The organism is Rhodococcus sp. As11, assembly GCF_048957735.1.
GTDB classification, from domain to species: Bacteria; Actinomycetota; Actinomycetes; order Mycobacteriales; family Mycobacteriaceae; genus Rhodococcus; species Rhodococcus gordoniae.
Window position 1 is genome coordinate 90114 of sequence record NZ_JARDJE010000014.1, and the last position, 21109, is coordinate 111222.

General features: G+C 69.2%; 22 protein-coding genes. 9 read left to right on the plus strand and 13 right to left on the minus strand.

Going from position 1 to position 21109, the window contains the following annotated elements; all coding sequences use genetic code 11:
• Positions 1–8 precede the first annotated feature (8 nt).
• The gene (gene malQ / locus PV766_RS16960) at positions 9–2132 is read right to left on the minus strand and encodes a 4-alpha-glucanotransferase (RefSeq protein ID WP_421097487.1); all 2124 of its coding nucleotides are present in this window, start codon (positions 2130–2132) and stop codon (positions 9–11) included.
• A gap of 61 nt (positions 2133–2193) precedes the next feature.
• Between malQ and PV766_RS16965 the strand changes: the two genes are divergently transcribed.
• Entirely contained in the window at positions 2194–2709 is a 516-nt protein-coding gene (locus tag PV766_RS16965) for an O-acetyl-ADP-ribose deacetylase (RefSeq protein WP_421097488.1), read from the plus strand.
• A gap of 5 nt (positions 2710–2714) precedes the next feature.
• On the opposite strand, the gene PV766_RS16970 is transcribed toward PV766_RS16965, so the two are convergent.
• Positions 2715–4148 carry a T3SS (YopN, CesT) and YbjN peptide-binding chaperone 1 gene (locus PV766_RS16970; RefSeq protein WP_255162580.1) on the minus strand — a complete coding sequence of 478 codons (1434 nt, stop codon included), beginning with the start codon at positions 4146–4148 and terminating at the stop codon, positions 2715–2717.
• A gap of 197 nt (positions 4149–4345) precedes the next feature.
• Between PV766_RS16970 and PV766_RS16975 the strand changes: the two genes are divergently transcribed.
• The 3 genes from PV766_RS16975 to PV766_RS16985 are packed head-to-tail and all read left to right on the plus strand — an operon-like array spanning position 4346 to position 6458.
• Positions 4346–4504 (plus strand): hypothetical protein, encoded by a 159-nt coding sequence (locus tag PV766_RS16975; RefSeq protein WP_242496826.1) that lies wholly within the window; start codon positions 4346–4348, stop codon positions 4502–4504.
• The gene (locus PV766_RS16980) at positions 4501–6123 is read left to right on the plus strand and encodes an FAD-binding protein (protein WP_421097489.1); all 1623 of its coding nucleotides are present in this window, start codon (positions 4501–4503) and stop codon (positions 6121–6123) included. Before PV766_RS16975 ends, PV766_RS16980 begins: the two co-directional genes overlap by 4 nt.
• Positions 6120–6458: a 4Fe-4S dicluster domain-containing protein gene (locus tag PV766_RS16985; RefSeq protein WP_421097490.1), complete on the plus strand. Its 339-nt coding sequence runs from the start codon at positions 6120–6122 to the stop codon at positions 6456–6458. Before PV766_RS16980 ends, PV766_RS16985 begins: the two co-directional genes overlap by 4 nt.
• A 54-nt stretch (positions 6459–6512) precedes the next feature.
• Here the strand turns inward: PV766_RS16985 and PV766_RS16990 are convergent, their stop codons facing one another.
• Positions 6513–7520 carry an alpha/beta hydrolase gene (locus PV766_RS16990; protein WP_421097491.1) on the minus strand — a complete coding sequence of 336 codons (1008 nt, stop codon included), beginning with the start codon at positions 7518–7520 and terminating at the stop codon, positions 6513–6515.
• Between the two features lie 255 nt (positions 7521–7775).
• Between PV766_RS16990 and PV766_RS16995 the strand changes: the two genes are divergently transcribed.
• Together PV766_RS16995 and PV766_RS17000 are read left to right on the plus strand one after the other, a co-directional pair.
• Positions 7776–8174 carry a non-ribosomal peptide synthetase gene (locus PV766_RS16995; protein WP_421097492.1) on the plus strand — a complete coding sequence of 133 codons (399 nt, stop codon included), beginning with the start codon at positions 7776–7778 and terminating at the stop codon, positions 8172–8174.
• 89 nt (positions 8175–8263) lie between these two features.
• Positions 8264–9802, plus strand: coding sequence for a carboxylesterase/lipase family protein (locus PV766_RS17000; protein WP_129977845.1), 1539 nt, complete (start codon positions 8264–8266; stop codon positions 9800–9802).
• A 25-nt stretch (positions 9803–9827) separates the two neighbouring features.
• On the opposite strand, the gene PV766_RS17005 is transcribed toward PV766_RS17000, so the two are convergent.
• The 6 genes from PV766_RS17005 to PV766_RS17030 are packed head-to-tail and all read right to left on the minus strand — an operon-like array spanning position 9828 to position 13048.
• Positions 9828–10118 (minus strand): GNAT family N-acetyltransferase, encoded by a 291-nt coding sequence (locus PV766_RS17005; protein ID WP_016932592.1) that lies wholly within the window; start codon positions 10116–10118, stop codon positions 9828–9830.
• Positions 10115–10768 (minus strand): Type 1 glutamine amidotransferase-like domain-containing protein, encoded by a 654-nt coding sequence (locus PV766_RS17010; RefSeq protein ID WP_421097493.1) that lies wholly within the window; start codon positions 10766–10768, stop codon positions 10115–10117. Before PV766_RS17010 ends, PV766_RS17005 begins: the two co-directional genes overlap by 4 nt.
• A 4-nt stretch (positions 10769–10772) precedes the next feature.
• Positions 10773–11627, minus strand: coding sequence for a maleylpyruvate isomerase family mycothiol-dependent enzyme (locus tag PV766_RS17015; RefSeq protein ID WP_421097494.1), 855 nt, complete (start codon positions 11625–11627; stop codon positions 10773–10775).
• The gene (locus PV766_RS17020; protein WP_129977842.1) at positions 11624–12064 is read right to left on the minus strand and encodes an HIT family protein; all 441 of its coding nucleotides are present in this window, start codon (positions 12062–12064) and stop codon (positions 11624–11626) included. Before PV766_RS17020 ends, PV766_RS17015 begins: the two co-directional genes overlap by 4 nt.
• Positions 12065–12073: 9 nt before the next feature.
• Complete coding sequence (locus PV766_RS17025) at positions 12074–12838, minus strand: SIR2 family NAD-dependent protein deacylase (protein ID WP_255162585.1); 765 nt, start codon at positions 12836–12838, stop codon at positions 12074–12076.
• An 18-nt stretch (positions 12839–12856) separates the two neighbouring features.
• Positions 12857–13048, minus strand: a complete 192-nt coding sequence (locus PV766_RS17030; protein WP_064063621.1) for a hypothetical protein — start codon at positions 13046–13048, stop codon at positions 12857–12859.
• A 438-nt stretch (positions 13049–13486) separates the two neighbouring features.
• On the opposite strand from PV766_RS17030, the gene PV766_RS17035 reads away from it, so the two are divergent.
• The 3 genes from PV766_RS17035 to PV766_RS17045 are packed head-to-tail and all read left to right on the plus strand — an operon-like array spanning position 13487 to position 16368.
• On the plus strand, positions 13487–14614 hold the full coding sequence (locus tag PV766_RS17035) for a Re/Si-specific NAD(P)(+) transhydrogenase subunit alpha (RefSeq protein WP_129977839.1): 1128 nt from the start codon (positions 13487–13489) through the stop codon (positions 14612–14614).
• Positions 14615–14944: an NAD(P) transhydrogenase subunit alpha gene (locus PV766_RS17040; protein WP_006552916.1), complete on the plus strand. Its 330-nt coding sequence runs from the start codon at positions 14615–14617 to the stop codon at positions 14942–14944.
• Positions 14944–16368: an NAD(P)(+) transhydrogenase (Re/Si-specific) subunit beta gene (locus tag PV766_RS17045; protein WP_064063620.1), complete on the plus strand. Its 1425-nt coding sequence runs from the start codon at positions 14944–14946 to the stop codon at positions 16366–16368. Before PV766_RS17040 ends, PV766_RS17045 begins: the two co-directional genes overlap by 1 nt.
• A 41-nt stretch (positions 16369–16409) precedes the next feature.
• Here PV766_RS17045 and PV766_RS17050 read toward each other — a convergent pair whose 3' ends face one another.
• From PV766_RS17050 to pdhA, 4 genes are read right to left on the minus strand one after another with little or no spacing between them, the layout of a single operon-like run.
• Complete coding sequence (locus PV766_RS17050) at positions 16410–17579, minus strand: MFS transporter (RefSeq protein ID WP_084421633.1); 1170 nt, start codon at positions 17577–17579, stop codon at positions 16410–16412.
• 31 nt (positions 17580–17610) lie between these two features.
• On the minus strand, positions 17611–18927 hold the full coding sequence (locus PV766_RS17055; RefSeq protein ID WP_421097495.1) for a dihydrolipoamide acetyltransferase family protein: 1317 nt from the start codon (positions 18925–18927) through the stop codon (positions 17611–17613).
• 9 nt (positions 18928–18936) lie between these two features.
• Positions 18937–19920: an alpha-ketoacid dehydrogenase subunit beta gene (locus PV766_RS17060; protein WP_421097496.1), complete on the minus strand. Its 984-nt coding sequence runs from the start codon at positions 19918–19920 to the stop codon at positions 18937–18939.
• Entirely contained in the window at positions 19917–21017 is a 1101-nt protein-coding gene (gene pdhA, locus PV766_RS17065) for a pyruvate dehydrogenase (acetyl-transferring) E1 component subunit alpha (RefSeq protein ID WP_064063646.1), read from the minus strand. Before pdhA ends, PV766_RS17060 begins: the two co-directional genes overlap by 4 nt.
• Between the last annotated feature and the right edge of the window lie 92 nt (positions 21018–21109).

The following is a 21109-nucleotide window of genomic DNA, read 5'->3' on the forward strand; positions in this document are numbered from 1 at the left end:
GGACGGTGTCACTCCACCGGTGAGATGTCTCCGGACACCGCGCGGGCGAGCCTCGCGAATCCGTCGTGTTCGACGAGGTCCTCGACGAGGACGACCTTGCCGCGCGCATCGGCGAGCGGAACCCGCCAGTTCGGATACTCGTCGACCGTGCCCGGCTGGTTCTGGCTGCGACGCTCGCCGGTTACATCGGCCAGTGAAACACCGAGCAGCGCAGACGGACTCGCCGCGATCACCCGGTGCAGTGCCTCGACCTGCCGGTCGACGTCGGTCTCACCCTCGTCGAGCAGGCCCCGCTCGACTGCCAGCGCCAGAACCGAATCGCGTTCGGCTGCCGCGTCGGCGAGTTCGGTGTCGAGATCGCCCTCGAGCAGACCGAGCTCCGAACGCAGCCGGATGTGGTCGCCCGCCAGATACCCCGCCGTGGGCGCAAGGTCGTGCGTGGTCACCGAGGTCAGGCACAGGGAGCGGTAGGTCTCGGGCTCGCGAGGGGAGTCCTCGTCGCGTTCGAACCACAGGATCGACGTACCGGCGATGCCGCGCTCGGCGAGATACTCCTGCACCCACTCCTCGAAGACCCCGAGGTCCTCACCCACGACCACGGCACCGGCGCGATGTGCCTCGAGCGCCAGGATGCCGACGAGTGCCTCGTGGTCGCTGCGGACGTACGCGCCGTCGGCCGGCGACATCCCCTCCGGCACCCACCAGGTGCGGAAGAGCCCCAGGATGTGATCGGCCCGGACGCCACCCGCGTGCCGCAATGCCGAGCGCACCACATCCCGAAAGGGGATGTATCCCAGCTCCGCGAGACGATCCGGCCGCCACGGCGGCTGGTTCCAGTTCTGGCCGTTGCGGTTGAAGTCGTCGGCGGGGGCACCCACCGTGACGCCCGTGGCCAGCGCGTCTCCCAGCGTCCACGCGTCGGCGCCGTGCGGGCCGACACCCACTGCGAGGTCGTGCACGATGCCGATCTCGGAACCTGCCGCGAGCGAAGCGGTGTGAGCCGCCGCGAGCTGCTCGTCGCACAGCCACTGCAGCCACCGGTGGAAGTCGATTCGAGATTCGAGCCGCTCGCGCAGCGGGTCGACCTTCGGGTCGTCCGGGCTCGGCGCGCGCGACGCCCACCGGTCGGCGCGGTCGCCGAACTTCTCGTACAGGGCGCACCACAACGCGAAGTCGTCGAGGGCCTGCCCGCCCTCGGCGCAGAACGCCTCGTACCGTGCCCGCCGGGCGGGGCCGAGCGGCACCCGGTACACGCGTTCGAGGACGTCGAGCTTCGCGCGGAAGGTCGCATCGCGGTCGAGACGGCGCGCTTTCCGGTTCGCCTTCGCCGCGCGCTGCGCGTGCTCGTCGAGTTCCTTGCGGTGTTTCGCGGGGAGATAGGCCGTCTCCGGAACATCCTCGATGCGCAGGTACAGCGGGTCGACGAAGCGCCGAGACGACGGCAGATAGGGCGAAGGTTCGTGCGGGGGCACCGGCTCGGCCGCGTGCACGGGATTGATCAGGACGAAGTCGCCGCCGTATCCGGCCGTGATCGCCGCCAGATCCGCCAGGTCGGCGAAATCTCCGATACCCCACGACCGGCGGCTGCGCACCGAATAGACCTGTGCCGCAAGCCCCCACCGCTTCTTCTCGAGCAGCCGGTCGGCGGTGGACAGACGCTGTGGGGTCACCACGAGTTGCGCGGTGGCCTCGATGTCGTTGCTGCGCGCATGCACGACGTGCCAGCCGAGCGGCAGTCGCGGAACGGCGAACGTCGCGCGGCCCACGAGCCGGCCGTCGACCGTCCGCGGATCCACCCACACGTCGACTTGTTCGACCTCGATCTCCGCGCCGTCCTCGGAGACCACCCACACCGACACGGGATCGCCGTGTGGCACGTGGACCGGGAACGCCCGGTCGTCGCCCTCGACGACCACGAGGGCGGGCGGCAGCATGCTGCGCCACGGGCGGTCGTCGAAGTCGGCGAGCGACGCCACGACGTCGTCGTCCGTCCCGGCCGGGACATCGAGCGCGGCGAGTATCCGCCGCAACGTCTCGTCGGAGACATCGTGGTCGAGTCCGCCCCACCCGGTGTAGGTGGTGGAGATACCGTGCTTTCCGGCCAGTTCGCGCAGTTTCGCCGAGGACGTCACGGTCCTGAATCATGCCAGCAAAACGGCTCGGGGGCAGCGTGCGGAACATAGGGTCGACAGGGTGAGCGCTCTCGACATCGCGCACGGCGACATCACCACCATCGCGGTGGATGCGATCGTCGACGCCGCGAACTCCGCCCTGCTCGGAGGTGGCGGAGTGGACGGTGCGATCCACCGGGCCGGGGGCCCGGAGATCCTCGCGGCCTGCCGCGAACTCCGCGCGACCTCGCTACCCGACGGGCTCGAACCGGGGCGTGCGGTGGCAACTCCTGCGGGCCGTCTTCCGGCGCGATGGGTGATCCACACCGTCGGTCCCGTGTGGTCGGCGCACGAGGACCGATCCGGGATACTGCGCTCGGCGTCCCGCAACAGCCTGCTCGTGGCGCACGATCTCGGTGCCCGTACGGTGTCGTTCCCGCTCGTCTCGGCCGGTATCTACGGCTGGCCGCTCGACGACGCCGCCCGGCAGGCCGTCACGACGATCCGGGAAACGCAGACCGCGGTGGAGACCGTCGTGCTCGTCGGCTTCGACTCGGCCGCCGTCGACGCGCTCCGTCGCGCCGTCTCGCGGTCGTAGTCCGTTCAGGCGTAGTCGCCGAAACCGTCGAAGAGGGTCGGTTCGTCGGGATTGTCGAACAGGGCGGGCTGCTCGGGCGCCGCCTCGCGGCCGGAACCCGACTTCGACGCTTGCCGGCCGGCCGGGTCGGGACCGTCCCCCTGCTCGAGGAACTGCAGCGCCTCGGCGAGCGACCGGCTCGTCGCCTCCCATTCGAGGGCTCGCGCTCGGGCCTCGCGAGCGCCGTCGGTGTTGAGCGCCGCTTCGCGGGTGTGCGACTCGCCGTCCCACCAGACCTGCAGTTCGGTGCTGATGGTGAGGAACCGCCGCAGCTGTTCGGGATTGCGATCGCCGATCGCCGCGACGGTGCTCGCTCCGACATCGGTGGAACCGTCGAGATGGAAGTCGCGCACCGCGAGCAGAGCCACCGGCAGATCGTCCTCGGCGTCGGGCAACTGCGAGACATCTCCCCAGGGCGGCTCGTCCGCGCCCGCCTGCGCTCCGTCGAATCCTTGATCGCGCAGCAACGCGCCGCCGATATGGGCGGCGAACGAACCGTCGACGGTGTCGAGGAACTGTGTGATCGTCTCGAGCGAGCCGAGCAGATGGGCCGGCACGAACGGCGCGGCAGGGACGTGGTCGACGATCGCGAGACGATCGTCGACCAGCACGAACTTCAGGTGCGGCCATCGACGGTTGAGGTCGGCGCAGATCTCGGCGGCCCGCGTGCGCCCGGTGATGGAATGGACGATCGGAGCGAACAGGTCGACGGTGCCGCCGCCCGGACCGACGCCGACGAACACCAGCACCCCGCCGATCCGCAGGACGAGATCGCCGTCCTCGTCCCAGGCGGGAAGATCGCCGATCCGCTCGTGCAGGGTGGATTCGATCAGTTCGCGCACGTGGTCGTCTCCGGTGGGTACGACCGCGAGCGGCATCTCCGCAGCCTGTGTGCGACCCGCGTCCGGTGTCTCGGGCACGAGGAACGACGTGAGATCGGCGACGGAACGTTCCGTCCCGAACGTCTCGGCCCGCAGGAAGAGAGGATGGGGGACACCCCACACCGAACGCAGGGCACGCACGGCGATCACGGCGAGCTGATCGGCCCAGCTGCCCGGACGGTCGATCCAGAAGGCCGGGGATCCGCCGTCCTCCGGATCGTCCGGTCCGCGGGAGGGCGCCTCCAGGCCGAGTTCGAGGAGCATCTGTTCGTCGACCGGCGTGAGATGCCGGTCGGGCGCGAGGTGAGCGTTGGAGGGCACCTCGCAGCGGACGAGCCGATCTCCCCACGCGTAGAACTGCACACACGGCCCCGCCGGACCGCCGGCTTCGTCGGTGAAGGGTTCGAGAACGAGGCCGTCGCCGTCGCTCATGGCCGCGACATGATCGGCCAGGCGCGTGCGGAACTCGCGCCAGGCCGCATCGACATCCTGGTCGAACCGGGTCTGCGCGTCGGCCATGATCGGACCCCCTTCTCTGTGCGGTCGAGCCGAGAGAAAGACTAGTCGCCGGCACCGACAGACCTTCCTTCGCTCGGTCGCACGAGCGACGGCTCGCCGGAGCGCGTGGTTCTCGGCCGGCGACGGCTCGCCGGAGTGTTCCGATCTCGGCGAGCGAAACCGTGTCGGTCCGTCCGGTGGTGGTCGAGCATCGACGCATGATCGACGCCGTCATCCGTCTCGTGCGGACACTGCCGACCCGTCTCCCGGGAGTCCGGTCGGCGGATCCGTCCGTGTGGGACGCCGCAGCTCCGATCGGCGTGCCGGTATGCACTTCGGATGCGCTGGCGGACTACGCGATCCGGGTCTCGATATGAACGGTACGGACGGGACGGAGATCGACACCGACGTCCTCGTGCTCGGTGGGGGACCGGCCGGCACGTGGGCAGCGCTGGCGGCCGCCCGGGCCGGGAGCCGCGTGGTCCTCGCCGACAAGGGTTACTGCGGGACGAGTGGTCCGACCGCGTCCGGCGGCAACAACCTCTGGTACCTGCCACCCGGACCCGAGCGTGCCGCGGCCGTCGACCGCCGCCACGCCGAAGGGGGACTGCTCTCCGAACCCGCCTGGATGCACCGGGTGCTCGACGAGACCTACCGGCGTGTCGACGACCTGGCCGTGAACGGGCGTTATCCCTTCGGCGTGGACCCGGAGACCGGACGGCGCCGGGGCAGCAGCCTGCAAGGGCCCGAGTACATGCGGCGGATGCGCCGCATGGTCCACCGCGCCGGGGTGTGCATCCTGGACCAGTCGCCGGCCCTGCAGTTGCTCGTCGACGCCGACGGGGTGGTGGCCGGGGCGACCGGGGTTCACCGCCGGCAGGGATACGAGTCGTGGACGGTACGTGCCGGCGCCGTCGTACTGGCCACCGGAGGATGCGCCTTCCTCTCCGGCAGCTTCGGTACCGACGTCGACACGGGCGACGGCCATCTGATGGCCGCCGAGGCCGGTGCCGAGTTCTCGGGCATGGAGTTCTCATCGGCCTACGCGCTCGCACCGTCCTGGAGCGGGCACACGAAGGGCCTGTTCATGCAGTTCGCGACGTTCTACGACGATCAGGGTGCGCGGCTCGGGGACGACCGCGCGACCGCCATGCGGTACCTGCTCGACGGCGTCCCGGTCCACGCCCGGCTCGACCGGGCGCATCCCGACCACCGCGACCTGATGCGACGCTCCCAACCCAATTACTTCCTACCCCTCGACAAGGCCGGGATCGATCCGTTCACCGAGATGTACCCGGTGCGGGCGGTGCTCGAGGGAACGGTGCGCGGTACCGGTGGCCTGCGGATCACCGGCACGGACTGTGGCACGTCGGTGCCGGGTCTGTTCGCCGCCGGCGACGTGGCCACGCGCGAGCTGATCACCGGTGGACGCAGCGGCGGAGGCAGTCACAACGGGGCCTGGGCGATGTCGTCGGGCTCGTGGTCGGGGGCGGCCGCCGCGGGGTTCGCCCGTCGACGCGGTGTCGCCGACGTCGCGCCACCGATCGGCGGGGTCGGCCTCGTGGGCGACCCGGATCGCGCCGCCACCCGGTCGATCATAGGTCTGGTGCAGGAGCACACGCTGCCGCTCGAGCGCAGCTTCCGGCGGACGGCGCGGAGTCTCGAGGACAGCATCGCCGCACTCGACGACGCGTGGACTGCGGCACCGGTGGTGCTGGGCGGCCGGGGCCGCGAACTGGTGCGGGCCCGGTCCGGTGCCGCGCTTCTCGCCGTGGCTCGATGGGTGAGCCACACCGCCCTCGCCCGTGCGGAGACGAGAGGCATGCACGTGCGCGCCGATCACGCGGACACCGATCCCGGCTTCCGGTACCGCCTGGTGACGAGCGGTCTGGACCGGGTGGACGTCCGTGCCGAAAGTGACCCTGCGGGCCGTGCCGAAAGTGACCCTGCGGGCCGTGCCGAGGGCCGGTCCGCACGACGAGGAGCGAGCCGATGATCGAGGTGATCGTTGCCGACCGGTGCATCTCGTGCGACATCTGCATCGCAGTGTGTCCGACCGACGTCTTCGATCGTGGACCCGACGGGCTTCCCGTCGTCGCCCATCAGGAGGACTGCCAGACCTGCTTCATGTGCGAGGTCCACTGCCCCGTCGACGCCCTCTATGTGGCTCCGTACTCGACCGCAGTGGAAGAGAACTCATCACACCGCGATGTCGATGCGCTCACTGCCTCCGGCGAGTTCGGACGCTATCGGGCCGTCGTCGGATGGGGCCGGGGGAGACGCGCGGGGGCCCGGCAGGACCGTAACGACCTGTTCACCGGCCGGCCCTGAGAGCAGGTGCTGCGCGTGTGCAGCGCCGAATTCGAGGGCGGCCGAGGGAGCGGATCACCGTAGTTCACGCACGAAGCGGCCGATCTCGGCGATCGCGCGTCCGCTCTCCGGCACGACGCCCGCCGCTGCCTGGAAGACGTGCACCTGCTTCTCCCATACTTGGAGCTCCGCGGCCACACCGGCGAGTTGCAGACGCCGGGCCATCAGCTCGGCGTCGACATAGGTCATCTCTTCGGATCCGGTCTGGATGAGCGCCGGGGGCATCTCCGACAGGTCGAGGTCGACGGGGGAGGCGACCGGTTCGGCACCTTCGCCGCCGAGCCGCTCGGCGCGCTCGACGAGGGTGGACAGCACGCCGACCGCGCGTCGTGGGAAGACTGCGCACCGGTGGGAGTTGGGATGGTCGAGCTTGCCCTGCGGATCGAGATCGGTGAGAGGTGAGAGCGCGACGGTGCCGGCCGGACGGCCGATGCCGAGGCGCACGGCCTCGTGGGCGACGGCGAAGGTGAGGAAACCACCGGCGGAGTCCCCGGCGATCACGACACGCTCGGCCGGGCAGCCGTGCGCCACCAGCCAGCGCAACCCGTCGAGTCCGTCCTCGACCGCGCGTCGGATCGGATGGCGGGGGAGCATGCGGTAACCGACCGCCAGGGCCGGTGCTCCGGTGACGGCGGAGATGCGCGAGACCAGATGGCGGTGCGTGGAGAGACCGCAGCACAGGAACGCGCCGCCGTGCAGGTACAGGAGTGCGGTGCCGTGCAGGCCCCCTCGACCGACCGGGGCCGTGGCACCCGGCGCCCACACCAGTTCCGCCGGGCACGTCGGGAGATCGACGTGCCGGCGATGCGTGCCGGGCACCGGGACGAGCGGGAACGCCAGGCGGTCGATCATGGTCGTCGGCCAGGGAAGAGCCGGGGTGTAGGACCACGCCTCGATGAAGGGCCGTACGGTACGGCGCACGGAGAAGGACAGGGCGCGGGACTGTGTGCTCACACCCGCGAATTCGCGCGTGGGTGCGCGATGCGCGGGCGGAGGGAGCAACGCGGCGCGGGCGACGCTCACGACCGGCACCTCCTCGGTCGGCGCGGAGTCGTGGTCGGACCCGGTCGGTGGCTGCACGTACTCCGGATTTACGAGGATACGCCCGTTCATCCAGGTCGCGAGGGTCTGTCGAGCAATCGTTGTGGTCCTGATCTCAGGGTGATGATTCCGGGCGAAGGCGGGTTCTCGGCGATGTACCTTCTGTCAGGTACCGGCAGTGCAAAAAGTTTTCCGGACCTTCTACACATTCCATACTTTTCGGGCCACACTGACTGTATGTTTCGACGTGCGGCGCGCGGCCCGGCGCCGCTCCGGGGGACGAGCGAAGGCGAGATGTTGCGGAAATTCGACGTTGCAGGCACCAGTGCCGACGAGATCACAGCGGAAGATCTGCCCCGGATGGTGGCGGATGCAGCGGCATGCGAACCCGGCCGGATCGCGGTGACCCACGGCGCGGACACCACCACCTACGCCCGACTGAACAGCGAGGTCGTGAAGCTCGATGCGGCCATGGGGATCCTGCTCGGCCAGGCCTCGCTCGTGCCGATCGCGCTCGCGACCGTCTTCCCGGCGCTGGCCGACACGGCGCGTGGCGACCTGCGCGACGTGCTCGACGCTCTCGTGATCGATCTCGTCGAGTGTGTGGCACCCGAACCGCTCTCTGCAGCCGGCTGACGGACGGCCTCGCCATCCCTCATCATTGGTAGGTCGACGAACGACGAGATCTGTGCTGCACCGCGGCACCGGCTCGGGTGGGAGGCCCCGTGGAGGACGACACGCTCACCGTCGCCTGCAAGTACGGCGAGGTCCGCGGATATCGCGACGGAGAAGTCTACGTCTGGAAGGGCGTCCCGTACGCGGCTCCGACCGGACCTCGGCGGTTCCGGTCACCTCTGCCGCCCGAACCGTGGGACGGAGTCCTCGACGGCGCGCGGTACGGACCCATCGCTCCGCAGAGCCGGCAGAGCCCGATCGGAATCGATCCCGAGATGACGTTGAGCGAGGACTGTCTCTCGCTCAACATCTGGGCACCACCGCCGGACGGGCACCGACGTCCGGTCATGGTGTGGATACACGGCGGCGCCTACGTGCTCGGGTACTCCGGGCAGAAGATCTACGACAGCCGAATGCTGTGCGAGAGCGGCGATGTCGTAGTAGTGACCATCAACTACCGGCTCGGTGCGCTCGGCTTCCTCGACCTGTCGTCGTTCTCCACCCCCGAAGCCGGTTTCGAATCCAATGTCGGCCTCCGCGACCAGATCGCCGCCCTCGAATGGGTACGCGACTGCATCGCCGACTTCGGCGGCGACCCGGACTGCGTGACGCTCTTCGGTGAATCGTCGGGTGCCGGGTCGATCACCACGCTCATGACCGTCCCGCGGGCCGAAGGTCTGTTCCACCGCGCGATCGCCCAGTCGCCGCCCGCGACGTCCGTGTACGGCCGCGAACGCGCCGCGACGGTCGCCGAGCGTTTCCTCGAGATCCTCGCCCTGCCGCCGTCCCGGGCCGCCGAACTGCTCACCATGCCGGCCGACAGGCTGGTCGAGGCCTCGGAGGTGCTCGTCGCCGAGACTCCGACGAAGGTGCCGGGCACACTCGCCATGACCCCGGTCGTCGACCGCGACCTCGTGCCGAAATATCCGGTCGCGGCCTTCCAGAAGGGACTGTCGCATCGGATCCCGCTGATCATCGGCTCGAACAAGGACGAACCGTCGATCTTCCGTTTCATGAAGTCACCGTTGATGCCCGTGGACGACACGGCGGTGCAGGCGATGTTCGCAGCCCTGGCCGACGACCGGACGGATCTGCTTCCCGAGCGTCTCGCCGAGATCGTCGCGGCGTATCCCGACCTGCCCAAGCCTGCAGGGGCGATGGCGCTCTCGCGTGACGCCGGTTTCCGCATGCCGGTCCTCTGGGTCGCCGAAGCGCACAGCGCGCATTCGCCGACCTGGGTGTACCGCTTCGACCACGCCACCCCGATGCTGAAGGCCGCCCGGATCGGTGCCGGTCACGCGACCGAGTTGCCGTATGTATTCGGTAATTTCGGCACGCTCGGCCGGGATCCGAGCTTCTGGCTCGGGGGGCGTAAGGCTGCCGGCGAGGTCTCCGGACGTGTGCAGCGGCGCTGGCTGGCGTTCGCGCATCACGGCGTGCCTGCGGCGCTGGACGGTTCGAAGCATTGGCCGCAGTACGAGGTGGAGGAACGCTCGACCCTGCTCATCGACTCCCCGGACAGGGTGGAATCGGATCCGGACGGCAAGATGCGCCGGATCTGGGGTACCGAGGTGATGGCGTTCACCTGAGGACCCCGGCTCGGGAGAACCCGGCTCAGTTGCGGTATTCGGGATGTTCGGAGACGAATTTCTCGACGTATGAGCAGGACGTGCCGATCTTCAGTCCCTGCTTCTCGGTCTCGTCGAGGGCGTACTTCACCACGATCCCGGCCAGACCCCGGCCGCGGAACTGCGGATCGGTGACGGTGTGGTCGAAGTCCCGCAGGTCGCCGTGCTGCGTGTAATCGGCGTACGCCGCGAGATCGTCGCCGAGATAGAGCGCGAACCGGGACTTGTCGGCGTCGTGCTCGATCCGGGGTTCGGTGCCGTCGATGTTCTGCGTCATGATGTCACCGTACTCGGGGACCGTCCGGGAGGGGTGTCGACGACGATCGCGTCGTCGTCGGTCAGTGCCACATGCTCGACTCCGTGCTCGCGCAGGTAGCTCAGGCACTGCCGGATTCCCTCGTCGGCGAGAGCCGACTCCCCGGCGTGCGGCACGATCGCGTGGCCGACCCAGCCGAGACCGTCCCATATCACCGGAATGCCGCACGTCGAGGCGACCTCACCGGGATCGTCGGAGAACTCGATGCCGCGCAGCGACGGCGTCGCGACGCAGGCCCCGGCGCTGTATCCGCCGTACACCAGCCGGTTGTCGCGCACCAGCTCGGTGAGCACGGTGTCGCCGCCGCTGCGCGCGAGCCGGGCTCGCAACACGAAGGTGTTGCCGCCGCGTACCCACACGGCGGGGAAACCCGCGAGACGTTCCCGCAACGAGTCGGGGTCGTCGAGGTGGTCGCGCAGATCCACCTCTTCCGGCGTGAAGCCGAGCGAGCGCAACGGCCCCATCTCGCTCGTGACCGCCGCCGCCCGGGCCGTGGACGGCCACCCGTCGGCGGCGTTCGCGACGACCGCGATGCGTCCGGGTTCGCCCACCAGCCGGACGAAGGGCGCGGGATCGCTACCGAACCGGTAGGAGGACAGGAACAGTCGCACGACGTCAGATCGTGAACGCGAGGTTGTCGACGATGCGGCGTCCGACCTCGACGTCGCCGCCGAGGCAGATCTCGTCGATCCGGTCCTGCGCCCGCACGCGTCCGCCGGCGAGGCGCACGAACAGTCCCGAGTCCATCGTGATCGTCGTCGTGGCCGGAGCCGAGAGGGCCGGTACCTCGGTGGCCCGGCCGTGCACCTCGATATGGACGGTGCGCGCGAGGGGACCGGAGAGCTCGATCGTGATCCGCGCTCCCTCCGGAGCCTTGCCGCGCTTGCCCACGATGAACGGAACCGCGCCGAAGACCTCCGCCGACCCGAGTTCGGCGCGCGGACCGCCCTCGGTGCCCGTCCTGCCGAGCGCGTCGCAGATGTCGAGTTCGTGCAGCCAGCAGTCGAACACGCGGATCCGCATGAAGCGCCCGTAGGGCGCCGGTCCGACCGGGGTGTTCGACTGCTTCCCGAAGTCCTCCTGCGTCATCGCGCCGAGCCGGTCCGTGCGACGGGCGACGATCTGCCGGTAACGCTCGAGCACGTCCGCGCCGGGGACGGGACGCAGCGACTCCACCCACAACTCGTTGAAGGCAGCGATGTCGTTGCGCACGTGGGGAAGCGACCGCACGTCGCGTTCGACGCGCGGAGCCTCGACGCCCGCGAGCATCGACTCGGTGCCGATGAGATGCGCGGCGATGTCCTTGACGGTCCATCCCGGTAGGCAGGTGGCGGTGTTCCACGCGTCCTCGGTCGCTCCCGAGAGCAGTTCGTCGAGCGCGGCGAACTGCTCGAGCAGCAGCGGCCGGATCGTGTCGATCGGGAACTCGGCAGCGGAGCTGTCGGGGGAGGTGTCGGGCTGCGATGTCACTGGTGCTCCTCGGCGGTCAGGCGTTCGAGGCCGGCGCGGACGAGTGCCGCGGTGGTCTCCGGATCGTGGAGTCGACGGCGAACCAGACCGATACCCATCCGGACACGGTCGCCGTCCCAGCGGGGCAGCACGTGCAGATGCGTGTGGAAGACGGTCTGGAAGGCTGCTCGTCCGTCGTTCAGGACGAGATTGGTTCCGTCGGTGGCAAGTTCGGAACGGGCCATCGCCCGGGCGATCCGCTGTCCGGCGCGGAAGACGGCCGCACCCGACACCGGATCGAGATCCTCGAGCCGCGCCGCGTGCACGCGCGGGATCACGAGGAGGTGTCCGCGCGCGATCGGTCGGATGTCGAGGAAGGCCACGACCTCGTCGTCCTCGTACACCCGTGTTGCCGGGCCGCTGCCGTCGGCTATGGCGCAGAACACACAAGAACTCACCGGCTCACCTTAACGCGGTGTGCGGGTCCGGATCTTCAGCGCGTCGACGAGGGCCGGGAGTCCCACGGCTGCCGTCGTCCGCCAGGTGTGGTCGACCTGATCGCTGAGGCCGGTCTCGCGCGGATCGATCTCCACCACCGGCACGCCGTGGCTGCGCGCGAGCGACGGCAGGCCGGCGGCCGGATGGACGACTCCCGACGTGCCGACCACCAGGAGCAGATCGGCGTCTCGCAGGGACTCGGTCGCGGTCTCCCACGGTTCCTGCGGCAGCATCTCACCGAACCACACGACGCCGGGCCGCCCGGGGCCTCCACACGCGGGGCACGCAGGCGGATCGAGACGGGCGACGGGCTCCTCCGGCGGATCGGGAAGATCGACGGCCCGCTCGCACCGGCTGCACCGTGGGGCGAACAGGCTTCCGTGCAGATGGGTGACGTCACGGCTTCCCGCCCGTTCGTGGAGGTCGTCGACGTTCTGCGTCACGATCCGCAGGCGGACGGAGTGTGCCCAGTCGGCGAGGGCGCGATGTCCGGCATTGGGTTGCACGCCCCGGACGAGCGCGACCCGCCACTGGTACCAGGCCCAGACCGTCGCGGGATCGTCCGCCCAGGCCTCCGGTGTGGCGAGGGCGGTCGCGTCGAATTTCTCCCACAGTCCGGTCTGCGCATCGCGGAAGGTGGGCACGCCGCTCTCGGCGGACATCCCGGCGCCGGTCAGGACGGCGACGCGGCGGGCCGAGCGGGCGAGGTCGAGGACGGGGTCCGGCACGTTCATGGGGCTCAGGCTAAAGGCTCAGGTGGGGAAGGGACCGGGCTCGGGGTGCTCTCTGCCACACCGCGGGCACGGCTCGTCGGTGGCGGTGAGCATCGCTCCACAGTCGGGGCACAGGAGGTGGAGCCAGCAGACCGGGTCGCCGCCCGTGTCGTCGGTGGTGCGTTCGTCGGCGGTCCCGTTCGCGGGTTTCTTTCCAGGTCCGGGACTCATCCGCGGCCTCCTACGCTTCCTGTCGCACGAGCGCAAAGCAGAGGTCCGGCGACCGGGGTTCTGAATCGATTCCGAGGCATTCTGAATCGGTACACCGCTCCGTTCGGTATGCGTGTAGCGAATCTTTTTGCAATCGGTGCCCTTTCGCTCCGAAGGACGTTCCCGGAATTGTTCCGGGGCTCGACCCCGATAGTCCTCCACGGTCTTGCTCACCGGAGGAAAATGGCATTTGTGAGGTGAGCTGCCTCACAAACTTTCGTCATCTTGCTGTTCGGACTCGATTCAGATGATCCGACCAGGTTGCGGGCTCACAGGAGGGCACGGTAGGTCTGCTTAAGCCTTTCAGTGCATGACAGGCCGTCACATGGCCTTCGATAACGCATCTTTCGCCGCCGACCGCGGCACGACGCGCACTTTCATCGACGCAGGAGTCAAGAATTGAGTACCGAAGGATCGAACACGGGGAGCGGAGCGCACCGCCGTCCGACCGTCGGCGTGGTCCGTGAGACGAACGACGGGGAACGGCGGGTCGCGCTCGTACCGAAGATCGTGCCCGCGCTGATCGGTAAGGGTCTCGACGTCATCGTCGAATCCGGTGCCGGTCAGGGCGCGCTGATTCCGGACGGGGCGTACAAGGAGACCGGCGCGACCGTCGGTGACGCCTGGTCCGCCGACATCGTCGTCAAGGTCGCCCCGCCGAGCGACGCCGAGATCGCCCGCCTGACCTCCGGTCAGCGCCTGATCGGCTTCCTCGCCCCGCGCAACGCCGACAATCAGATCGGCGCCCTGACGCAGGCCGGAGTCGAGGCGTACGCCGTCGAGGCCATTCCGCGCATCTCCCGCGCGCAGGTCATGGATGCCCTGTCGTCGCAGGCGAACGTCGCCGGTTACAAGGCCGTGCTGGTCGCGGCGAGCGAATCCACACGCTTCTTCCCGATGCTCACCACCGCCGCCGGCACCGTGAAGCCGGCGACCGTGCTGGTGCTCGGCGTGGGCGTCGCGGGTCTGCAGGCGCTGGCCACGGCGAAGCGTCTCGGTGGCCGCACCACCGGATACGACGTGCGTCCCGAGGTCGCCGACCAGGTGCGCTCGGTCGGCGCCCAGTGGCTCGACCTCGGCATCGACGCCGCCGGTGAGGGCGGCTACGCACGCGAGCTCACCGAGGCCGAGCGGGCCCAGCAGCAGCAGGCGCTCGAAGACGCCATCAAGGGCTTCGACGTCGTCATCACCACCGCGCTCGTGCCGGGTCGCCCGGCGCCGCGCCTGGTGACCGCCGCCGCAGTCGAGGGGATGAAGCCGGGTTCGGTGATCGTCGACCTCGCCGGCGAGACCGGTGGCAACTGCGAACTCACCGAGCCGGGGCAGACCGTCGTCAAGCACGACGTCACCATCTGCTCGCCGCTCAACCTGCCCGCGACGATGCCGGAGCATGCCTCCGAGCTCTACTCGAAGAACGTGTACGCGCTGATCGAGCTGCTCCTCGACGAGTCCGGTGCCCTGGCCCCGGATTTCTCGGACGAGATCCTCGCGGCTGCCTGCGTGACGCGGTCGAAGGAGAACTCCTAGATGTACAACGAACTACTCGCGAACATCGCGATTCTGGTCCTGGCCGGATTCGTCGGTTTCGCCGTCATCTCCAAGGTGCCGAACACGCTGCACACGCCGCTGATGTCGGGCACCAACGCGATCCACGGCATCGTCGTGCTCGGCGCGCTCGTCGTGCTCGGTCACCTCCCCGGCGATGCCCACTGGGGCATCAAGATCATCCTGTTCGTCGCTCTGGTCTTCGGCACCCTGAACGTCGTCGGTGGCTTCGTCGTCACCGACCGCATGCTCGGGATGTTCAAGCAGCGCAAGGACTCCCCGGCTGCTCAGAAGAAGGGGGCTGACGCCTGATGAGCTACCTCGTCTCGGTCCTGTACATCATCGCCTTCGCGATGTTCATCTACGGTCTGTCGGGTCTGACCGGCCCGAAGACCGCCGTGCGCGGCAACTACATCGCTGCGGCCGGTATGGCCCTGGCGGTCGTCGCCGTGCTCATCGACATCCGCGACACGGAGAACTGGGGCCTGATCATCGGCGGTCTGGCCGTCGGCATCATCCTCGGCGTCCCGCCGGCCCTGAAGACCAAGATGACGGCCATGCCGCAGCTGGTCGCGCTGTTCAACGGCGTCGGTGGTGGCACCGTCGCACTCATCGCGTGGGCCGAATACCTCGAGTCCACCAGCTTCACCACCCTCGACGACCAGCCCACCGTGGTCATGATCGTCGGTTCGCTGTTCGCCGCGATCATCGGTTCGATCTCGTTCTGGGGTTCGCTCGTCGCCTTCGCCAAGCTGCAGGAACTGCTGAACAAGAATCTCGAGCGCAAACTGGTCGCGTCGGCGAAGCTCTTCCAGCTGGCCAATATCGTGCTGGTGCTCGCATCGATCGCGATCGCCGTCTACATCGGCATCAGTGCCGACGGTGAGCCGCTGGCCTCGTGGTGGATCCTCGCCCTGCTCGTCGTGGCCGGCCTGATGGGTCTGTTCGTGGTGTTCCCGATCGGCGGCGCCGACATGCCCGTCGTCATCTCGCTGCTCAACGCACTGACCGGTCTGTCGGCCGCCGCCGCAGGTCTCGCGCTGAACAACCAGGCCATGATCGTCGCGGGCATGATCGTCGGTGCCTCCGGCACGATCCTGACCAACCTCATGGCCAAGGCCATGAACCGGTCGATCCCCGCGATCGTCTTCGGCGCCTTCGGTGGCGGCGAAGCGGCCGGCGGCGTGGCCTCGGCCTCCGGTGGCACGGTCAAGGCCACCTCGGCTTCCGACGCCGCCATCCAGATGGCGTACGCCAACCAGGTCATCGTCGTGCCCGGCTACGGCCTGGCCGTCGCGCAGGCCCAGCACGCCGTCAAGGAGATGGCGGCACTGCTCGAGGACCGCGGCGTCGAGGTCAAGTACGCGATCCACCCGGTCGCCGGTCGTATGCCCGGCCATATGAACGTCCTGCTCGCCGAAGCCGACGTCGAGTACGACGCGATGAAGGAGATGGACGACATCAACGGCGAGTTCGGCCGCACCGATGTCACCATCGTCATCGGCGCCAACGACGTCACCAACCCGGCGGCCCGCCTCGACTCGACGAGCCCGATCTACGGCATGCCGATCCTCAACGTCGACCAGTCGAAGTCGGTCATCGTGCTCAAGCGCTCGATGAGCTCCGGCTATGCCGGCATCGACAACCCGCTGTTCACCGCCGACAACACGTCGATGCTGTTCGGTGACGCGAAGAAGATGGTCTCGGAGGTCACCGAGGAACTGAAGGCCCTGTAGGCCCTCGGGACCGTCGCTCCCCGTCACGGCGCCCACGCGGATCACCGCGTGGGCGCCGTCGGCGTCAGCGTGGGGGCGAGAAGCGCAGCGAGGAGCACACACGCGAGCGGGACCGCCATCGCCGTCGTGAGCGAGGTGGCCTCGGAGATCCAGCCGATGCACGCCGGGCCGGCCAGGAAACCCAGATAGCCCAGCCCGACGACGCGAGACATGTTCGCCCCGGGGGATCCGGTGCCGAGATTGCCCGCGGCGGTGAACAGTTGTGGTACGGCGCCGGACAAGCCGAGGCCGAACAACGCCCACCCGGCGAGAGTGAGGACCAGCCACGGCGACAGTGCCACCGTGCCCATCCCGGCCGCGGCCACCAGCGTTCCGTACCGGATGACGGCGGCACTGCCGAATCGGGCGGTGACCCGGTCGGCGACGAAGCGCCCGATCGTCATGGTCGCCGAGAACGCGCCGAACGCGAGCGCGGCCACAGACTCCGGACTGCCGAGACGTTCCTGCACCTGCAGCGCACTCCAGTCGTTCGCGACCCCTTCGCACAGCATCAGCGCGAACGCCACCCCTCCGAGCAGCACCACCCGCCGCGAGTAGCCACCCCGGGAGACCGGTGACGACGAGCGGGGCGGCGCTTCCGTCCGGACGAGGCGCGGTGCCGCCCAGCACGTCGCCGCAGCCGCCACGACCCCGGCCGCCGCGAGCGTCATCGCAGGGTGGACATCGGCGGCCAGGACGGCCGCACCGACCAGCGACCCCGCGATCCCACCTGCGGAGAACAACCCGTGGAAAGCCGACATGATCGGTCGCCGGTATCGCTGTTCGACCACCACCGCCTGGAAGTTCATCGACACGTCCAGGGCGCCGTTCGCGAAACCGAACAGCGCGAGAGCGAGCCCGAGCTGCCACGGTGCCGTGGCCAGACCCGGCCCCACCACCGTCAATGCCAGCGCCACGGCGAAGACGACGGTGGTGCGGTGGCTGCCGAGGAGATCGGCGAGTCTGCCCGTCACGTGCATGCCGCCGAGCGCCCCGAGGGCGAGCAGCAACAGCAACGATCCGAGCGCTGCATGATCGACTCCCACTCGCTCCCGGATCGTCGGGATGTGGACGACCCACAGGGCGAGCAGGAAACCGTTGAGCCCGAAGATCGCGAACACCGCGGCCCGGGCGTGCGTGAGCCGGTCCGCCGTCCGTCGTGTATCCACCACGTGGATGCACGCTACCGAGGCCGCACAGCTCTCACATGCCGGCGAGCAGTGCGGGCACGGGATCGCCGAGGACGGCACCGATCGTCGCGAGGGCCCGTCCTGCCTGCTCCCCGTCGACGAGCCGATGGTCGAACGAGAGCGACAACGTGACGATCTTCCGGATCGCGAGGGCGCCGTCGACCACCCACGGGCGGTCGGAGATCGCTCCCACGGCGAGGATGGCCGACTCGCCGGGATTGAGGATCGGGGTTCCCGCATCCACCCCGAACACCCCCACGTTCGTCACCGAGACCGTCGAACCGGTCAGCTCGGCCGGCGTTGCCCGGCCCGTCCGCGCACGGTCGGCGACCTCGGCGATCGAGCTCGCCAATCGCGGTAACGACAGTCGCTGGGCCTCACGGACGACGGGGACCTTCAGGCCGTCGGACGTCGCGGTGGCGATGCCGAGGTGCACGTCGTGGTGGAGGACGATCTCGTCCGCGTCGTCGTCCCAGTGCGCATTGAGCGACGGTTCGTCGGCGATCGCGCACAGCAGTGCGCGCGAGACGATGCTCAGTGCGGTCGGGTGGACACCCTCGAAGGCCGGCGACGCGCGCAGTGTGGATACGAGAGCGACGGTGGCGGTCGCGTCGCACGTGAGGAATACCGTGGCGTGCGGCGCTGTGAAGGCGCTGCGTGAGACGGCCTCGGCGGTCCGCTTGCGGACTCCTCCGACAGGTATTCGCGTGGTCCGCTCGACGGAGGGCCCGGGTGTGCGCGGAGGCGGAGACGCCGCCGCGGGTTCGTCGCCGGGACCGGCAGCCGGCCCCTCGCCGTGAGCGGCGGTGCGTCTCACGTCGTCACGCGTGATCACGCCACCCCGTCCGGTGCCCGTCACCGTGTCCAGGTCGATCTCGAGAAGGGCTGCGAGTTTGCGTGCACCGGGCTTCGCGTCGGGTCGTGCGGTCGGTGGATCGACTTCACGGGCACGAGCGGTGTCGGCCGATGCGCGGCGGGCCGCGCGCCTGCTCTGCGGGGCATCGCCGGGTCCGTAGCCCACCAGCACCGACGGACGGGACGCGCTGCCGCCCCCGGACGCCTCGGCGGGTCCGTCCTCCGTGGCGATCCGCAGCAACGGTGCCCCGACCGGAACCGTCTGCCCCGGTTCGACCAGCAGTTCGGTGACGATGCCCGCATACGGAGAGGGCAGTTCCACCGTGGCCTTGGCGGTCTCGACCTCCCCGATGGTCTGGTTGAGTTCGATCCGGTCGCCGACCTCGACCGCCCACTGCACCCAATCCGCTTCGGTGAGTCCCTCACCCAGATCGGGGAGCCGGAATTCCTGTACTACGCGTGTGGGATTCGTCATCGGTGCACCTCACGCCGCGAGTGCGCGGTCGACCGCGTCGAGGATGCGATCCGGATCGGGACGGTGATGGGATTCGAGTTTGGCGGGCGGATAGGGGATGTCGAATCCGCCGACCCGCAGCACCGGCGCCTCGAGTTGATAGAAGCACCGCTCGCTCGTGCGGGCGGCGATCTCCGCGCCGATACCGCAGAAGACCGGCGCTTCCTGCACGACGACGAGCCGACCGGTCCGTCGTACCGAGGCCTCGATCGTGTCGAAGTCGATGGGGGACAGCGACCTCAGATCGACGACCTCGAGCGAATGTCCTTCCGTCTCCGCGATCTCCGCCGCACGGAGCGCGGTGGCGACCAACGCACCGAAGGTCACGATCGTTGCTTCGGTGCCGGACCGGGTGACCCGCGCGGAGGTGAGGGCGAGGTCGGGTGCGGTGTTCGTATCCACCTCTCCGCGTTCCCAGTAACGGTGTTTGGGCTCGAGGAAGATCACCGGGTCGTCGAGGGCGACGGCCTGCTGGATCATCCAGTACGCATCGGACGGAGTGCTCGGACTCACGACACGCAGACCCGCGGTATGGGTGAAGTACACCTCCGGTGACTCCGAGTGGTGTTCGACCGCACCGATACCGCCGCCGTAGGGGATACGGACGGTCAGCGGCGCCGTCACGGTGCCCGCCGTGCGGTAGTGGATCTTCGCGACCTGCGAGACGATCTGGTCGAAGGCGGGGTAGACGAAACCGTCGAACTGGATCTCGCACACCGGCCGGTAGCCGCGCAGCGCCATCCCGAAGGCCGTTCCCACGATCCCGGATTCGGCGAGGGGCGTGTCGATCACGCGTCCCTCACCGAAATCCTTCTGCAAGGTGTCGGTGATGCGGAAGACGCCACCGAGGGTGCCGACGTCCTCGCCCATGACGACGACCTTGGGATCGTGTTCGAGCGCGCGGCGGAGTCCGGCGTTGAGGGCACCGCCGAGTGTCATCGTCGTGGTGGTCATCGTCGCGCCTCCTCGTCCGTGGTACCGAAACTCGCCAGATACCGGGCGTGATCGGCACGTTCCTGCTCGATGAGCGGATGCTCGGTCGCGTAGACGTGGTCGAACAGTGCGGCGGGTTCGGGGTCGGGCATCCCGAGTGTTCCCCGCCGCAGCCGCACAGCGGTCTCGTCGGCGACCGTCCGGACCTCGTCGAAGAAGGTCTCGTCGACGAGCTCTTCGCGTTCGAGCAACCGGCGCAACCGGTCGATGGGGTCGCGCGCCTTCCATTCCTCGAGATCGGCGGGCGTGCGGTAGCGAGTGGGGTCGTCGGAGGTCGTGTGGGGACCCATGCGGTAGGTGAGGGCTTCGACGAAGAACGGTCCGGCTCCGTCGCGGGCATGGCGGACGGCGCGACGGGTCACCGCGAGGACTGCAAGGACGTCGTTACCGTCGACCTGCACGGCCGGCATCCCGAATCCGGCGGCGCGCCGGGCCAGGGGCACAGGACTCTGCACTCGGGTGGGCACGCTGATCGCCCAATGGTTGTTCTGGCAGATGAACACCACGCCGACTCCCCAGCTGACGGAGAACACGAGGGCCTCCGAGAGATCGCCCTGGCTCGTGGCACCGTCGCCGAAGTACACGACGGTGGCGATCTCGGCTCCGTCGAGTTTCGCGCCCATCGCGTACCCGGTGGCATGCAGGCCCTGGGCGCCGACGACGATGGCCGGGTTGGTGGTGGCCACCGAGTGCGGATCCCAACCGGACAACCCGCACCCGCGCCACAGGCGGGTCATGTCGGCGGGATCGACGCCGCGACACCACGCGACGGCGTGCTCGCGGTAGCTGGTGAAGACGTAATCGTCGGGCGCGAGGGCCCGGGCGGAGCCGACCTGCGCGGCTTCCTGGCCCTGGAGCGGTGCCCAGAGGCCGAGCTCACCCTGTCGCTGCAGGGCCGTCGCCTCCGAGTCGAGGCGTCGTGCGACGACCATGTCGCGATAGAGCCCGCGCAGTTCGTCGGGGCCGATGTCGGCGACGAGTGGGCCGTACTCGGTGTCGAGGACGCGTCGCCCGTCGGGCTGGATCAACTGGACCGGATAGGCGGTCGGTACATCCATCGGATCACCTCGTCGGTGCGGATCCGGCGTGCCCTCGTGAGGCACGAACGGATGATGTGTGCCGTACCTCACATCATCCGGGTGCGTCGCGT

Coding starts and splice junctions, on each gene's coding strand:
- PV766_RS16970 (WP_255162580.1), bottom strand. CDS start 4,148: ATGGCCGACGCGCAGACCCGGTTCGACCAGGATGTCGATGCGGCCTGG.
- PV766_RS16975 (WP_242496826.1), top strand. CDS start 4,346: ATGATCGACGCCGTCATCCGTCTCGTGCGGACACTGCCGACCCGTCTC.
- PV766_RS16980 (WP_421097489.1), top strand. CDS start 4,501: ATGAACGGTACGGACGGGACGGAGATCGACACCGACGTCCTCGTGCTC.
- PV766_RS16985 (WP_421097490.1), top strand. CDS start 6,120: ATGATCGAGGTGATCGTTGCCGACCGGTGCATCTCGTGCGACATCTGC.
- PV766_RS16995 (WP_421097492.1), top strand. CDS start 7,776: ATGTTTCGACGTGCGGCGCGCGGCCCGGCGCCGCTCCGGGGGACGAGC.
- PV766_RS17005 (WP_016932592.1), bottom strand. CDS start 10,118: ATGACGCAGAACATCGACGGCACCGAACCCCGGATCGAGCACGACGCC.
- PV766_RS17025 (WP_255162585.1), bottom strand. CDS start 12,838: ATGAACGTGCCGGACCCCGTCCTCGACCTCGCCCGCTCGGCCCGCCGC.
- PV766_RS17030 (WP_064063621.1), bottom strand. CDS start 13,048: ATGAGTCCCGGACCTGGAAAGAAACCCGCGAACGGGACCGCCGACGAA.
- PV766_RS17040 (WP_006552916.1), top strand. CDS start 14,615: ATGTACAACGAACTACTCGCGAACATCGCGATTCTGGTCCTGGCCGGA.
- PV766_RS17045 (WP_064063620.1), top strand. CDS start 14,944: ATGAGCTACCTCGTCTCGGTCCTGTACATCATCGCCTTCGCGATGTTC.
- PV766_RS17055 (WP_421097495.1), bottom strand. CDS start 18,927: ATGACGAATCCCACACGCGTAGTACAGGAATTCCGGCTCCCCGATCTG.
- PV766_RS17060 (WP_421097496.1), bottom strand. CDS start 19,920: ATGACCACCACGACGATGACACTCGGCGGTGCCCTCAACGCCGGACTC.
- pdhA (WP_064063646.1), bottom strand. CDS start 21,017: ATGGATGTACCGACCGCCTATCCGGTCCAGTTGATCCAGCCCGACGGG.